Source organism: Sorangium sp. So ce128, from assembly GCF_051525245.1.
GTDB lineage: Bacteria > Myxococcota_A > Polyangia > Polyangiales > Polyangiaceae > Sorangium > Sorangium cellulosum_B.
This window is the reverse complement of the sequence record NZ_CP150313.1, coordinates 13,089,566-13,104,762: the sequence shown is the minus strand read 5'-3', so window position 1 is coordinate 13,104,762 and position 15,197 is coordinate 13,089,566. Positions and strand designations below refer to the sequence as shown.

10 protein-coding genes are annotated in these 15,197 nt (G+C 71.1%); 7 read left to right on the top strand and 3 right to left on the bottom strand.

All coding sequences use genetic code 11. From position 1 onward, the window contains the following. Positions 1-42 precede the first annotated feature (42 nt). Positions 43-1,356 (top strand): glutamate-1-semialdehyde 2,1-aminomutase, encoded by a 1,314-nt coding sequence (hemL, locus tag WME82_RS49680; protein WP_438041044.1) that lies wholly within the window; start codon positions 43-45, stop codon positions 1,354-1,356. 145 nt (positions 1,357-1,501) lie between these two features. Here the strand turns inward: hemL and WME82_RS49675 are convergent, their stop codons facing one another. Further along, complete coding sequence (locus WME82_RS49675) at positions 1,502-3,253, bottom strand: FG-GAP repeat domain-containing protein (protein ID WP_438041043.1); 1,752 nt, start codon at positions 3,251-3,253, stop codon at positions 1,502-1,504. A gap of 374 nt (positions 3,254-3,627) precedes the next feature. Here WME82_RS49675 and WME82_RS49670 point away from each other — a divergent pair, with 374 nt between their 5' ends. The 3 genes from WME82_RS49670 to WME82_RS49660 all read left to right on the top strand — a co-directional run bounded on the left by WME82_RS49670 (position 3,628) and on the right by WME82_RS49660 (position 6,089). After that, on the top strand, positions 3,628-4,125 hold the full coding sequence (locus tag WME82_RS49670) for a hypothetical protein (protein ID WP_438041042.1): 498 nt from the start codon (positions 3,628-3,630) through the stop codon (positions 4,123-4,125). Positions 4,126-4,139: 14 nt separating this feature from the next. Next, positions 4,140-5,633 (top strand): aminomethyl-transferring glycine dehydrogenase subunit GcvPB, encoded by a 1,494-nt coding sequence (gcvPB, locus tag WME82_RS49665; protein WP_012241772.1) that lies wholly within the window; start codon positions 4,140-4,142, stop codon positions 5,631-5,633. Between the two features lie 147 nt (positions 5,634-5,780). Beyond that, a complete protein-coding gene (locus WME82_RS49660; RefSeq protein WP_437743383.1) occupies positions 5,781-6,089 on the top strand; it encodes a hypothetical protein in 309 nt (102 codons plus the stop codon). Between the two features lie 128 nt (positions 6,090-6,217). On the opposite strand, the gene WME82_RS49655 is transcribed toward WME82_RS49660, so the two are convergent. Further along, a complete protein-coding gene (locus WME82_RS49655; RefSeq protein ID WP_438037969.1) occupies positions 6,218-7,603 on the bottom strand; it encodes an IS4 family transposase in 1,386 nt (461 codons plus the stop codon). Between the two features lie 119 nt (positions 7,604-7,722). Next, the gene (locus tag WME82_RS49650) at positions 7,723-11,553 is read right to left on the bottom strand and encodes a serine/threonine-protein kinase (protein ID WP_438041041.1); all 3,831 of its coding nucleotides are present in this window, start codon (positions 11,551-11,553) and stop codon (positions 7,723-7,725) included. 421 nt (positions 11,554-11,974) lie between these two features. Between WME82_RS49650 and WME82_RS49645 the strand changes: the two genes are divergently transcribed. Genes WME82_RS49645 through WME82_RS49635 form a run of 3 tightly spaced genes read left to right on the top strand, consistent with a single transcriptional unit; the run spans position 11,975 to position 14,803 of the window. After that, positions 11,975-13,090, top strand: coding sequence for an ABC transporter ATP-binding protein (locus tag WME82_RS49645; RefSeq protein WP_437743381.1), 1,116 nt, complete (start codon positions 11,975-11,977; stop codon positions 13,088-13,090). Next, positions 13,083-13,976 (top strand): ABC transporter permease, encoded by an 894-nt coding sequence (locus WME82_RS49640; protein ID WP_012241768.1) that lies wholly within the window; start codon positions 13,083-13,085, stop codon positions 13,974-13,976. Before WME82_RS49645 ends, WME82_RS49640 begins: the two co-directional genes overlap by 8 nt. After that, positions 13,973-14,803, top strand: a complete 831-nt coding sequence (locus WME82_RS49635; protein ID WP_438041040.1) for an ABC transporter permease — start codon at positions 13,973-13,975, stop codon at positions 14,801-14,803. The genes WME82_RS49640 and WME82_RS49635 overlap by 4 nt, the downstream gene beginning before the upstream one ends. The last annotated feature ends 394 nt before the right edge of the window (positions 14,804-15,197 follow it).

The following is a 15,197-nucleotide window of genomic DNA, read 5'->3' as shown; positions in this document are numbered from 1 at the left end:
CGCGTCGCTCCCTCGCCTCGCCCCTGCTATGGCCGGAGCACGATGACGAACGCGACAAGCGCTCCGCCCGCCCGCGCGGACCGGGCCCCCGCCTCCAAAGCCCTGTTCGATCGCGCCGCCGCCGTCCTGCCGGGCGGCGTGAACAGCCCCGTGCGCGCCTTCCGCGCCGTCGGCGGCGACCCCCTGTTCATCGCGCGCGCCAAGGGCGCGCGGCTGTTCGACGCCGACGGGGCCGAGTACATCGACTACGTCGGCTCCTGGGGGCCGGCCATCCTCGGCCACGCGGACCCCGCCGTCATCGAGGCCGTCCGCGAGGCAGCGCTCGGCGGCCTCTCGTTCGGCGCGCCGACCGAGCTCGAGGTCCGCTTCGCCGAGAAGATCCGCGAGCTCTACCCGAGCATCGACATGCTGCGCTGCGTCTCGAGCGGCACCGAGGCCACGATGAGCGCCATCCGCGTCGCGCGCGGCTTCACGCGCCGCGACGCCATCATCAAGTTCGAGGGCTGCTACCACGGCCACGCCGATCACCTGCTCGTCAAGGCGGGCAGCGGGCTCGCCACCTTCGGCGCCCCCGACTCCGCCGGCGTCCCCGAGAGCATCGCCCGCACCACGCTGTCCTTGCCCTACAACGACCCGGCCGCCCTCGAGGCCGCCTTCGCCGCGCGCGGCGGCGACATCGCCGCGGTCATCCTCGAGCCCGTGGTCGGCAACATGGGCTGCGTCCCGCCCGAGCCCGGGTTCCTCGCCCTCGTCATCGACCTCTGCCGCAAGCACGGCGCGCTCTCGATCTTCGACGAGGTGATGACCGGCTGCCGCCTCGCCCGCGGCGGCGCGCAGGAGCGCTTCGGCCTCCGGCCGGATCTGACGACGCTCGGCAAGATCGTCGGCGGCGGCATGCCCCTCGCGGCCTACGGCGGCCGCGCCGACGTGATGCGCGTCGTCTCGCCGCTCGGCCCCGTGTACCAGGCGGGCACGCTCAGCGGCAACCCGCTCGCGGTCACGGCGGGGCTCGCGACGCTCGATCGCCTCACGCCCGCGCTCTACGAGCGGCTCGAGAAGCTCGGCGCTTCCCTCGAGGCGGGCCTCCGGGCCGCCGCCGAGGGCGCCGGCGCGGCCGCGTGCGTCCAGCGGGTCGGCTCGATGATCACGCTGTTCTTCACGAAGGGCCCGGTCCGCTCCTGGGCCGACGCCGCCACGTCCGACACGAAGCGCTTCAGCGCCTTCCACGCGGCGATGCTCGCGCGAGGAGTCTACTGGCCTCCGTCGCAGTACGAGGCGGCGTTCCTGAGCGGCGCGCACTCGGAAGAGGACATCGAGCGGACGATCGCGGCCTGCCGCGAGGCGCTCGCGGCCTGAGGGCCGCGCCGACCTCTCCCAGGAGGACACCCGCGACGGCGGGGCCAGGGCGGCGAAGGGCCGACCGCCGCGGCGATCGGCCCTCCCCGCGCCGGCGCTCCCTCTTCAGCTTCAGCGCCGGCGCGCGAACGGTCCTCGGAGCGTGTCAGTCCGCCGCGCGGACCCAGCCGTTTCTGTAGTAGTTGCCGCGCGCGGTCGGCCAGAGCAGGCAGTTCGTCGCCGATCCCGGCACCGTGTACACGTACGTGTTCGGCTCCGGGTCCGCCCCGTCCCACCCGATCTCGCGGAGCGACACGACGATCTCGATCGTCCCGTCGCCGTTCACGTCGGCGAGCGTCGGCACCGGCATCGCGCCGAGCCGCGGCAGCGCGATCTTGTGGAGGATCGTGCCGCCAGCGTCGAGGACGAAGAGGTGGCTCCTGTCCTCCTCGGTCGAGTAGGTGTTGAACACGACCTCGGGGATGCCGTCGCCCGACAGATCCCCGACCACGACGCCGCCCGTGAGCACCTGCGTGTCGTCCGTGTAGGTGACGTCCCAGAACTCGGTCTTGTCGGCGTAGACCGCGTGGATCCGCCCGTCCAGGCCCGCGAAGATCATCTCGGGCCCGGCGTGCGTCGCGTCGAGATCGGCCACGGTCACCTGCTGCGTCATGGCCACGATGTTGCCGTCGAAATCCTCGCCGCCGGACAGGTAGTCCGGCGCGTAGAACGGGCTCTCCCACCCCTCGATGCGGCTCGCGTCGTTGCGGACCGCCCACAGGCCGACGCCCTGGGACTGGTCATTCATGGCGACGTCCTCGGCCGCCGCGAGCATGATGATCTCCGGCGTGCCGTCGCCGTCGAGGTCCGCGATCGCAGGGGCCGAGTTCTTGAAATAGGCCTGCAGGTCGCTGCTGTCGCCGAAGCCCTGCTGCGCGAGCTCGAGATCGTGCATGTACCGCACGCCCGGCGTCTTCGGGCGGCCCTCGAACATGGGATTCGCGTCGAAGGCCTCTCCCGTGCCGTGGTAGAACCCGGCATAGGAGTTATCCATCGGCGAGACGATGTCCTGCGATCCATCGCCGTCGAGATCACCGATGGCCAGGTTCTGGTCGTAGGCGCCCACGATCCAGCACTCGGCGTCGTCGCTGCGGCGCGCGTCGCAGCCGATCGTCTGGCTCTCGATCGGCGGGAAGCCGGCGACCGCCGACCCGCTCGCGTGGAAGGCCATCAGGATGTCGGAGTAGTCGGGGGACCTGTCGGTGCTCGCGGCGACGACGTCGAGCTGACCGTCGCCGTCGATGTCGCCCGCGGCGAGAGAGCGGATCTCGTCGTTCCAGGTGACGGGCCAGCCGCTCACCAGCTGGCCGCTCGCGTCGAGCATGTAGATCGTGGTGCGCGCCGCGAAGACCACCTCGAGCTGCCCGTCGCCGCGGAAGTCCGCGACGATCGGGCTCGCCCAGATGCGGCCGTTCTGACGCGACTCGTCGTACCGCCACTTCTGCTCGCCGTCGGGGCCCCAGACGACGACGTTGCCGTTGTGCGTCACCAGGATCTCCTGCTCGCCGTCGCCGTCGAGATCGGCGACCACCGGCGACCCGAGCCACGCGCTCTCGTCGTCGTCGGACAGCTGGAGGAGGAGCTGGGGCTCCGCGACGTCGGAGGAGCCGCTCGACGCCGGAGCGCACGACGCGGCGGCCGGCAGCGGCTTGGAGCCCCCACCGACGGGGGGGCGGTAGCCACCGGAGCCAGAGGAGCCACTGCCGCTGCCGCTGCCGCTGCCGCTGCCGGTGGTGGGAGAGGTGCCGTCGAGGTTGCCGAGCTGCCCTTCGCAGGCCGCGAGGGCGAGGACGCTGGTGAAGAGAGCGATTCTACCGGGAATTACAAAACCTCGGTTGGAGACAAGGGAGTTCATCATGCCAGGGAGCTTACCAGCGCTCCGGGCCCTACAAGGAGGTGGAAGCGGAAAATTGACGCAGTCGCGCACACGCCGAACGGTACGTTACGCTCCTCCTTCTGGCGCGCAGGTGGCACACCTCATTGCAGGAGGGAGGCAAGTACACGTTCGTGACGTAGCGCGCACGCGCCCCACCCCCGTTCCCCACCTCCGCTCGCGCCCCCGCGCGACGTCGGAGACGCATGGCGGGGGTATGGGTGCGGGTAGGTGCTGTGCTAGGCTCCGCCGCCATGAACGTATCGCGACGGCTTTGGATTGCTGGCGCCGCATGTGCCCTCCTGATGGGGACGACGGCGCTTGGCTGCAGCTCGAATCCCGCGCCCAAGACGGCCAAGGTGCAAGCCGGTGACATGCCCGAAGGCGGCGACTGGACGGGGGTCTATTACAGCGAGCTCTACGGCTACCTGCACCTCGTGCAGGACAACGACGCCATCGAGGGGCGCTGGATCCGTCCGGTCAAGGATCGCTGGGGCGTGCTGCACGGGACGGTGACAGGCGACCTCATCAAATTCACGTGGACCGAGCACACCATCGGCGCGATCGGGCAGAGCGCGACCAAGGAAGGCCGGGGGTACTTCAAGTACACGCGGCCGGAGGGCGAGAACGTCGACGACCGGCTGGCGGGCGAGATCGGCCGCAACAAGGACGAGGTCGGCGAGCCCTGGGAAGCGGTCAAGCAGCGCAACATGCTCCCGGATCTGAAGTCGATCGGGGGCTCCGGCGCCTCTGACATGGGCGGCGGCGACTGGGACAGCGCGAACCAGGAGGAAGGAGCGCCCGAGCCGCCCGCCGCTCCCTCTGACGAAGCACCTGCCGAGCCCCCCGGCCTCTGACATAACAGCCCCCGATGACCCAACCGCAGCCTCGAGGCATTCAGTTCCGCGAACCCCCCATCTTCGAGCGTGGCACGCCGGGCAGGACCGGCGCGTCGCTCCCCCCGCTCGACGTGCCCGAGGTCGAGCCCGCCGCCCACTACGGCGCGCTCGCCCGCAAGGAGCCAGCCGGCCTGCCGGAGGTGAGCGAGCCGGAGGCCTTCCGGCACTTCATCCGGCTCTCGCAGTGGAACTTCTGCATCGACGGGCAGATGTACCCGCTCGGGTCGTGCACGATGAAGTACAACCCGAAGATCAACGAGTGGGCCGCGCGCATCCCCGGATTCGCGAAGCTGCACCCGATGACGCCCGACGAGCTCAGCCAGGGCTCGCTCGAGGTGATGTGGCGCCTGCAGGAGGCGCTCTGCGAGGTCAGCGGGATGGACGGCTGCTCGCTGCAGCCCTCCGCGGGCGCGCAGGGCGAGCTCGCCGGGCTGATGATGATGCGGGCGTTCCACGAGTCGAAGGGGCGCTCGCCGAGGAAGGTGTTCATCCCGGAGAGCGCCCACGGCACGAACCCGGCGAGCTGCGCGCTCAACGGGCTCGTGGCCGTCCGGATCGAGAAGACCGCCGACGGCATCACCCACCCCGAGCAGGTCCTCGCCGCGATCGAGCGCGAGGGGTCGGACGGCGACGTCTGCGGGCTGATGATCACGAACCCGAACACCCTCGGGGCCTACGAGACGCACCTGCCGGCGATCATCAAGCTCATCCACGACAAGGGCGGGCTCGTGTACGGGGACGGCGCGAACACGAACGCGATCATGGGGCACGCGCGCCCGGGCGACGTCGGCATGGACGTCATCCACATCAACCTGCACAAGACGTTCACGACCCCGCACGGCGGCGGCGGCCCCGGCTCCGGGCCGGTCTGCTTCAAGAAGCACCTGGAGCCGTTCCAGCCCTCGCCTGTCCTCGTGCGGCGCGGCGACGCCTTCGCGTGGGACCGCGACCGGCCCCAGAGCGTCGGGCGGCTCCGGGCCTTCACGGGCAACTTCGGGATGTTCATCCGGGCGTACACGTACATCCGCGAGATGGGCGGCGACGGCCTCACGGCGGCGAGCAGCCTCGCCGTGCTCAACGCGCGCTACCTGTGGGCCAAGCTGAAGGACCACTACCTCGCGCCGGTGCCGCAGCCGTGCATGCACGAGGTGGTGCTCTCCGACAGCCAGCTGGAGAAGGAGACCGGGGTCAAGACGCTCGACGTCGCCAAGCGGCTGCTCGACTACGGCTTTCACGCGCCCACGGTCTACTTCCCGCTGGTCGTGCCCGGCGCCCTGATGATCGAGCCGACGGAGACGGAGACCCGCGAGACCCTCGACGAGTTCGTGGCCGCGATGCTCAGCATCCTCAAGGAGGCGCAGGAGACGCCGGAGGTCGTGAAGCAAGCGCCCCACGGCACGGTGGTCGGCCGCCTCGACGAGGCCCGCGCCGCGCGCCAGCCGCGCCTGCGATGGTCGAAGGCCTGAGCTCCCCGGAGGAGGCGGCCCGCGGTCGGCCTCCTGCGGCGGGCGGCGCCAGCCGGCCGCGCGCTCCAAATTCGCGAATCTCCGCCAGACGCGACTACAATGAGCGCCGAGGGACCGCAGTGAGGCACCTCACGGGATGAGCGACGCGTGGCCGATACCGTTGAGAACGAAGGCGACATCGAGACGATCAGCCAGACCACCCCGGTCTCGGTCGGAGACAGCGTGCGCCTCGTGTTCCGTGCCTACGACGAGGCGACCCCGCCGTTCAACATCAAGATCCGCTCCCCGTCCGGGAAGATCATCATCGAGCGCGTGCTGCGCGATCTGCCCACCGGCAAGCCGCAGAGCGCCTCCCCCGTCGAGTTCAGCGCGTCGTCCCCCGGCGAGTACAAGATCGAGATCAAGCAGCTCTACGGCAAGGCGAAGGGCACGGCCGTCCTGCGCGTGAAGCCCTGAGACGCGCCCGCCGGCCCCCCTCCCCTTCCCTTTCCCCTTCCCCCTACCGTCGCCGGAGCTCACCCGCACAGGAGACGGGTCCAGCTCGGTGTTTTCGGCGCGGAAGCGTACTCTTGTCTCAGGATTGATCATATTTTCCCCACCTCCCTCGCGGCGCTCCAGCCTTGGACGAGGGTGAGGAGTTGCTCGTAGCCACGGCCCAAGGTCTGCCAGCCGGGCTCGCCGTTTCGCCGGAGGTGTCCGCCGAGCCCGGCGATTGCCAGGAAGGCATCGCGGGCCGTGGCGTTCTCGGGCAGGGGCTTGCGCGCGAAGACCCGCAGCACCTCGATCTGGGTGGGCGTGAGCACGGCGGTCGCGGGCTGCTCCGGAGCGCGCCGAGCCTCGCTGCGCAGCAGCAATAGCTGCCAGGCGATGGGCGCGAAGAGCGCCAGCACGTTGCGCAAGCCGTGCAGGTCCTCGATCTGGCGCTTCTCGTAGGCGCATCCGGTCTTCAGGGCCTTGAAGAACTCCTCCACCATCCAGCGCGCCCGGTACCAGTCGACCAGCTGCGTCAGCTGCTCGACGGACTCGACCGGCTCGCTCGTGAGCAGCACCCACTCGACCGGCGCTTCGCCCGGCGGCGGCTCGATCTCCCAGACGCGTACGACCCACAGCGACAGCGTCGCAGGCAGCTCGCGCGGCTGGGATCTCGGTCGCCGCAGGGTCACGCGCGTGCTTCCAAGGGCGAGCTTGGCCAAGCGTCCTGCGCGCGGAGGATGCAGCCGTTTCTGTTGAGGGCTGCGATTGCCCGCCGGCCGCGGCGAAAGCTCTACCTCGCGTACGGCCACCGCTTGAACATGCGCGAGCGCCTGCTCGAGCTTGGCCTGCTCTCCGAGGGCGTCAGCCTCGACGAGGCGATTGTGCGCGAGCCGAATCACGAACCGATGCCCTGCGCTCAAAAGCTGCGCGAACAGGCCGTAGTCGTCGCCTTCGCGGTCCATGACGTGCACCACGTCGTGCGCAGTAGCGCCCAAGGCCGCGACTCGCTCCACCTGCTCTCCCCAGCGGTCGTGCTCGTTGTCCGTCCTGCCGTCGTCGCGCACGTGCGTGCTCAGATCGAGCACGCCGAGCGGGCGGCGCGTTCCATCGCCGCTGACCGCCAGCGTGAAGTGGGCGAAGAACGTCTGCCCCGAGGAGCGCAGCCGTCCGAGCCCCTGCCGCTGGCCGTCCGAGCGGAAGGACAGGGTCGTGGTGTCATGGATGGCGAGCACGACCGGCTCGGCCTCCATGCGCGCGAGGGTGGCGCGCACATGCGGAGCCAGAATCGCCGCGGGCGTGACGGCGTCGTTGCCGAAGAAACGGTACGCCGCCTCCAGCTCGCTGTCGGACAGCAGCGAGGGGAAGCTCTTGTCCGGCGCCTGCGCCAGCTTCTGCACCAGCTTGCTCTGGCGCTTCGAAAGCCGCGCATCGCCGAAGTGCGCGTCGCTCATCTCCTCGGCGAGCGCCGCTGCGTGCTCTGCTGCAGGTGAACCCATCCGCAGCTTTGATCACGTCGCTCAGCACACATCAAGCGAGATGTGTAGGATCCTGAGACTCTTGTACGCTGAGCACCGAAAACGCCGAGATGGGCCCGTATCCGAAGCGGGTGAGCCCGCTAGAAGCCAGGGAGGAGCATCGCGGTCATGCGGTCCGGGCTCACGATGCCCTGCTCGTGCATCCAGCCGTTCGCCGCCTCGACGGCGGCGCGGCCCTCGTCGCCCTTCAGCAGCTCGCCGTGGCGGCGCCGCGCCGCCGCGGCGTAGAGGGCCATGCCGGCGGCCTCGAAGCCGCGCACCGCGTCGGCGAGCTGCTGGACGGCCGCCTCTCCCTCGCCGCGGGCCGCGGCGATCGCCGCGCGCACCGCGGCCGCGAGCGGGTCGGCCCAGGGCATGTGCTCCGCGTCGATCTTGCGGGCGGCGCGCGTCGCCTCCTCGTACAGCGGCTCCGCGTCGGCCGGCGTGGACGCGGCGGCGGCGGCCAGCGCGGCGCAGGCCCGGAGGTGGGTGATGATGATGCGCACGGCCTGGATGCGCAGGACGAGCGAGCTCTCGAGGCCCGCCCGCTGCTCCGCGAAGAGGCGGTACGTCGCCTCGCCCTCGCCCCGGTACAGGCCGATGTGCGCGCGGGCGACGAGATCGAAGTAGCTCTGCAGCTGGAAGCCCGCCTTGGACCAGCTCCGGATGGCGTCCTGCGCCTGGCGCAGCGCGGAGTCGGGGTCGTCGCCGACGAGCCAGTAGGCGTTGCTCTGCGAGGAGCGCAGGCTCGTGGCGAGGTAGCGATCGCCGCGCTCGTCGGCCGCCTGCAGGTACATCGGGACCCGGCGCATGAACTCGCGCGTCTCGCCGCCGTACCAGAGCGCCCAGACCGAGAAGGTGTGCGCCCAGCTCCGCTCCCACGTGACGCCGGTGCAGCGCTCGCGAAAGATGGTGTCCGCCCGGTCGAGATCGGCCACGCCCTGCTGCCAGCGGCCGAACAGCGTCGCGGTGACGCCGCCGACGAAGCCGACGAGGCCGAGCGCGTGAGGCCTGCCGATGCGCGCCGCGATCGCGCTCGCCGTCGAGAGCAGGTCGGCGACGCGGGACGCGGACGGGCCGCCGTCGATCGCGAGGTAGGTCGCCTCGAAGGCGAGCGCGCGCGTCACGCGGTACGGCTCGCCCGCCTTGAGCGACAGGAGGAGGTTGCGCGCCTGGAAGTCGGCGCCGCGCGTGGGATCGACGATGGCGAGCCCCATCGCCGCCGACCAGCAGACGTCGATGCGCATGAGGTCCTCGGGCGAGACCTCGTCGGCGGGGCGCTCGACGAAGTTGAGCCCGCGCAGGCGCACCTGCGCGCGCCGCAGCATCAGCGACGCGACCGCGAGCTCCGGCGTCTTCGGCACCTGCATGCCGACCGCGCCGAGCACCGAGCGCAGGCCCGCCATCCCGGCGTCGACGTAGCCGGCGCGGAGCAGGTTCTCCGCGGCCCGGCGGCCGAGATCGATCGCCTCGGACTCGGGGGCGCCGTCGCTCGCGGCCATGTAGGCCTCCGCTGCCTTGGCGCCGCGCCCCGCGCTGCTCAGGGCGTCGCCGAGCTTGGCGAGCACGACCCGCCGCTCCGCCGCGCCAGGCAGGTGGAGGTCGATCGCCATGCGGTAGAGGCGCGCCGCGTGGTCGAACGCGAACGCGGCCTCGGCGTGCTCGCCGGCGCGCACGGCGTAGCCGGCGGCGCGCTCGGGGTCCCCGGCAGCGCGCCAGTGCTCGGCCAGCGCCTCGAGCTCCGCGCGCCCCGAGGCCTCCAGCGCCAGCGCGAGCCGGCCGTGCCAGCTGCGCGCCGCCTGCTCGTCGAGCCGGCTCGCCACCGTCTCCCGGATGCGGTTGTGGAACGGCTCGAGGAACTCGTCCTGACCCGAGCCGCCGGTCCGCACGAGGTTCGCCGCGCGCAGGGCCGAGAGCACCCGCGTGAGCTCCCCGAAATCCGCCGCCATGGCGTGCGCGGCCACCGACGTCAGCACCGGCGCGCCGGCGCACACGACGAGCTCGAGCAGCTGGCGCGCCCGCGGGTCGAGCCGGCTGATCCGCGCCCAGAGGACGTCGTCGAGGCGCACCGGGCCGCCGTCGGCGTCCGGGGACATCATCCGGTGGCGCAGGAGCGCGTCGATGAACAGCGGGTGGCCGCCGGCCTCCTGCGCGATCGCCTCGATGCTGAGCGGGTGGCCGACCTGGGCGCCCCGGAGGAGGAGCGCGCAGAGCTCCTGCGCCTCCGCGAGCGACAGGCGGTGGACGATGATGTGCCCGAGCGAGTCGATCGGCACCCCGAGCTGCCGCGAGACGGGCGGCGCGGTCTCCGAGGCGGTCCGCACCGTCGCCACGAGCATCATCGCGCGCGGGCGCGAGGGGTCGACCAGCGCGCCCGAGGACACGGGCCCATCGAGGCCGGCGAACGAGCCGGGCCTGGTCGCGGCGTGGAGATCGGCCTCGGTCCACGGGCGCATCACCTCCGAGAGCAGCGCGACGCTGTCGGCGTCAGCCCACTGGAGATCGTCGATCGCGAGCACGAGCGGCCGCTCGGCCGCGAGCCGGCCCAGCAGCTCCCGAAGCGCGGCGAAGACGAGGGCGCGGATCTCGGGCGGGTCGATCGCCTTGCGCCGAGCGCGCGCCTCCGTGATCGCCGGGACCGTCCGGAACACCGGGAACACCGTGCCGAGCAGGCCCGCGTTGGGCGGCAGCAGCGCCTTGACCTGCTCGGGGGGGCGGCGCACGAGGTGCCGGCTCAGCCCGTCGATGAGCTCGTCCACCGCCTTGTAGGGGACCGCCTCGCGCTCGTAGCAGCGCCCCGCGAGGACGAGCGCCTCCTTGTCGATGCGCTCCAGGAACCGGCGCAGGAGCGCGCTCTTGCCGACGCCCGACTCGCCCTCGATGAACCGCGTGACCGCGCGCCCGAGCTTCGCCTCCGCGAACGCGCCCTCGAGCGCGGCGAGCTCGCTGCGCCTGCCGACGAAGCCGATGCGCTGCGAGAGGACGGGCGGCTCCTCGATGAGCTCCTGCACCTGCAGCCGGCGCAGCACGTCGCGCGCCGTCGGCCGGGCGGCCGGGTCGATGCGGAGCATGTCCACGCAGAGCTCGTCGATGTCGGCGGGCATGTCCTCGACGAGCCGGCTCGGCGGCGGAGGCTCCGCTCGCCGCATCATGTCGAGCGCCGCCTTGGGCGCCGTCTGGAACGGGTAGACGCCGGTCAGCGCGAGGTAAAGCATGACCCCGACACTGTAGATGTCCGCCTCGGGCCCGGCCGCCTTGGCCTCGGCCTGCTCGGGCGCCATGTAATGGAGCGTTCCGACGACGGCCTGCTCGCGCCCTGTGCCGCTCGCGTCGGCGACGAAGCCGAAGTCGAGGAGGACCACCCGCTCTTCCGCGGTGACGAGGACGTTGGAAGGCTTGATATCGCGGTGAACCTTGTAAGCCGCATGCACCGCCGCGAGCCCCTGGGCGAGCTGCGCCAGGGCCGACCGGAGGCGGGCCTCGTGGAAGGGGCGCTTGATCCGGGGCTGTGGCTCCGAGGCAGGGCCCTGCACAGCAGACCACATGGGGCTCGACGGCAGGGTCGAGCGGCGCCCGACGCCCGCGGGCTCGCCCCTCGGCCCGGCGTCGCCCTCCTCGTGGACCCGCACGTGGACCACGAAGTCGACGCCGCGGATGAGCTCCATCGTGAAGAAGAGCTGCCCTTCTTCCTCGTGAAGCTCGCCGAGGCTGACCAGGTTCGGGTGCTGGATGTCCTGGAGCGCGCGGAACTCGTTCTTGAACCGGAGGCGCGCGTCGGCGCTCAGATTCCGGAGGATCTTGAGCGCGACCCGCCCCTTCCGCTCGCGGTCGAAGGCCTCGTAGACAACCCCCATCCCGCCGCGGCCCACGACGCGAACGACCTGGAAGCGACGCGTGCCTCCAAACTCGGGTCTCGCGTTCCTCAGGCCCATGCGTGGGACCAAGAAATCACCGGCGCCGAGCGGTGGCAAGCAGCGCGTGGGGAGCGCGTGGGGAACACGCGGCGAACGCGTGGGGAACGCGCAGCGAACGCGCGGGGAGCGCGCAGCGAAGCGCGCCCGGACGCGCACGGGAAGCGCGCTCCGAACGCATTGGGCGCGCTCCAGCGACGCGCGAGCCCTGCGCGGCGCTGGAGCGCACCGCGAGCAGGATCGGCAGAAAGGTGGCACGCCCAGGGGAAGGGCGGTAGCGTACGCCGCCTGCGAGCGAAAAGAGCCCGGCCGGGCGCGCGCCGCTCAGCCGGTCAGCCCGGCGCGCGCCCAGTTGACAACGGGAGGGCATCATGGTCTGCGTAGTACGCTCCGAGGCTTCGGAAGCGGTTCGGAAAGCGCCACGCGCAAAGGGTTTGCTGGGGTGATCCAGAGGTTGAGAGACTTCTTCTCGTCGTCGGGGCAGCGCAGCATGGCGCCCCTGACCGAGAGCGCGGCCGACCGCAACCCGGGATGCAGCCTCGTTGTAGAGAACGTCAGCAAGAGCTTCGGTAAGACACAGATACTGAACGACGTGTCGTTCACGGCGGAGGCCGGCGAGTTCGTCACGCTCCTCGGGCCTTCCGGCTGCGGCAAGACGACGCTGCTCCGCATCATCGCGGGGCTCGATCGCGCCGATCGGGGGCAGATCCTGCTCGCGGGCAGGGCGGTTGACCACCTGCCGGCGAACCGCAGGCCGGTGAACACCGTGTTCCAGAACTACGCGCTGTTCCCGCATCTGACCGTGTTCGAGAACGTGGCCTTCGGCCTGAGGTCGCGCAGCTTCCCTGATCCCGAGGTGCGCGAGCGCGTGCGTTCGAGCCTCTCGATGCTGAAGCTCGATGACCTCGCGGAGCGGTATCCGCACCAGATCTCGGGCGGTCAGAAGCAGCGAGTCGCGCTCGCGCGCGCGGTCGTCAACGAGCCTGAGGTGCTGCTGCTCGACGAGCCGATGTCGGCGCTCGACGCGAAGCTGCGCGCCGAGGTCCAGCTCGACCTGCGCCGGCTCCAGCGCGCGCTCGGGAAGACGTTCGTGCTCGTCACACACGATCAGGACGAGGCGATGACCGTCTCGGACCGCATCGTGCTGATGAACAAGGGCCGCATCGAGCAGCAGGGGGCGACGGCCGAGGTGTACGAGCGGCCGCAGAGCCGCTTCGCCGCCGAGTTCTTCGGCGCGGCCAACCTCATCTCCGCGCAGCGCGTCGGCGCCACGCTCGTCTTCACGACGGTGGGCGCGCTGAGGGTGCAGACCAAGCCTCAGTGGGAGTACGGCACGCTCGCGATCCACCCCGAGTGGATCGAGCTCTGCGAGAACGAGCCGGCGGAGAACGGCGTGCGCGGCGTGGTGAAGGAGAGCTTCTACCGCGGCGATCACGTGGAGCTCATCATCGAGCCCGGGCCGCTGCGCGTGCAGCTCAGCCCCCGCTCGCGGCTCAAGCCCGGCTCCTCGGTCTGGCTCGCCCTGCCCGCCGAGCGGCTCGAGGTGCTCAGTGACTGAGCCGACGGTCTGGTATGGCCAGCTCACGACGCGGCGCAGGCTCCTCGCGCGGGGGTCGCTGCTCATCGCGGGCGGCGTCTCCTGGCTGTCCGTGTTCCTCCTCTTGCCGAGCTTGGCGCTCCTCGTCGTGTCGTTCCTCAAGCGCGACGCGGACGGCGCCCTGCTCTGGGAGCTGTCGTTCGAGTCGTTCGAGCGCATCTTCGGATCCGCGTCCGGCGAGAACGCGCGCATCCTCATCAGGAGCATCGTCCTCGCGCTGGTCGTGACGACCGCCTCCGTGATGCTCGCCTATCCGATGGCCTTCTTCATCGCGCGCGGCTCGCGTCGCCGGCGCTTCTTCTGGCTCGCGCTCATCATCGTCCCGCTCTGCACGAACCTCGTGATCCGCACGTTCAGCTGGAAGCTCCTCCTGTCGGCGCAGCTCCTGCCTGCCAAGCTCGCCGCCTGGCTCGGGTGGATCGACCCGGGCCGCGACGTCTATCCCAGCTGGACGGCGGTCACGATCGGCCTCGTCGCGGCCTCCCTCCCGTTCGCCGTGGTCCCCCTCTACACGAGCATCGATCGTCTCGACTGGTCGCTCGTCGAGGCCGCGCAGGACCTCTATGCGTCGCGGCTGCGCATCTTCCTCGCGGCGATCCTGCCGCAGACCCTCCCCGGCCTCAGCGTCGCAGTCCTCCTCACGTACGTCCCTGCGATGAGCGTCTTCGTGGTGAGCGACATGCTCGGCGGCGCGAAGCACTGGCTGATAGGGAACCTCATCCAGCACCAGTTCGGCCCGGGGAGGAACATCCCTTACGGCGCGGCGCTCAGCCTGGTGCTCATCGTTCTGACGCTGGGCGGCGTGTCCCTTTACCGCCGGAATGGGCGCTCCGTGGAGATCCTGTGAAGCTCGGCCGGGGCCTCTGGCGCGCGCTGACGACGATCGCCGCCTTCCTCGGCTTCGCGCTCCTCTACCTGCCGCTCTTCGCGGTCGCCGTCTACTCGTTCAACGCCGCGGAGCGGGGCCTGCTCTGGACCGGCTTCTCGGTTCGCTGGTACCTCGATCTCTTCGCCGATCCCGAGACCAACCGGCGTGCCATGGAGATCCGCGAGGTCGCCGTGAACACCCTGATGCTCGGCGGCGCCTCCACGCTCATCGCGACGGTCCTCGGGACGCTGCTCGCCCTGGGGATGCACTTTCCGTGGCCGAGCTCCGTGAGTCGCGTGCTCGAGTCGATCGTGGACATCCCGGCGGTCGCTCCCGACATCACGTTCGCGGCGGTGCTGGTCATGGCGTTCAACGTGCTCCGCCGCGTGGTGGACCATTGGTTCGAGCCCAGCATGACGACGATGATCATCGGTCATGTGACGTTCGAGATCGCGTTCGTGACGCTCATCGTCCGCAGTCGGCTCGTCGCCATCGGGCCGACGCTGAGCGAGGCCGCGATGGACCTCTATGCGTCGCCGTGGATCCACTTCCGGAGGGTCACGCTCCCCCTCCTGTGGCCGGCGATCGTGGGGGGCGCCATGCTGGCGTTCACGCTGTCGCTCAACGACTTCGTGATCAGCTTCTTCACGTCCGGCCCGCGCTCGGTCACGCTCCCGCTCTACGTCTACCAATCTCAGATGCGAGGCGTGCGGACCGACCTGTTCGCGATTTCAACGCTCCTCCTGATCGGCGTGGCGGTGTCCATCGTGCTCCTGGAGCGGCTCACCCGCTGGAGGCACAATTGAGCCGCCGGCCCGGGCTCGCGGCGGAGGCGGCGGAGCTCGGTGGAGGCGGCGCGCCGGGCGGCCAACGGGCTCGCGCGCGCCGCGCGGAGCCCGGCGGACTCCTGCGCGTCAGCGCAGCGATGCACCGCCCTTGTTCACCTTGGCGCTGGGCCTGACCAGCGCTCCACCTCGCTCTGGCTCGCGCGGCCCGGCCCTGGGGCGCCGAGCTCGAGCGCTTGCCTGACGGCGCCTCCTGCGGGGCGCCGGGCCCGGACCGCGCGCCGCCCCGGGTTCCGCTCACTCTGTCATGCGCTCCGCGCACGGCGCCTACACAGCGGCGTCCACGCCGGCGTGAGGTCTCCGGCCGCCTGTGCGAACAGGTTGGATCAGCTGACGGCTTACGGTAAGCTGACCC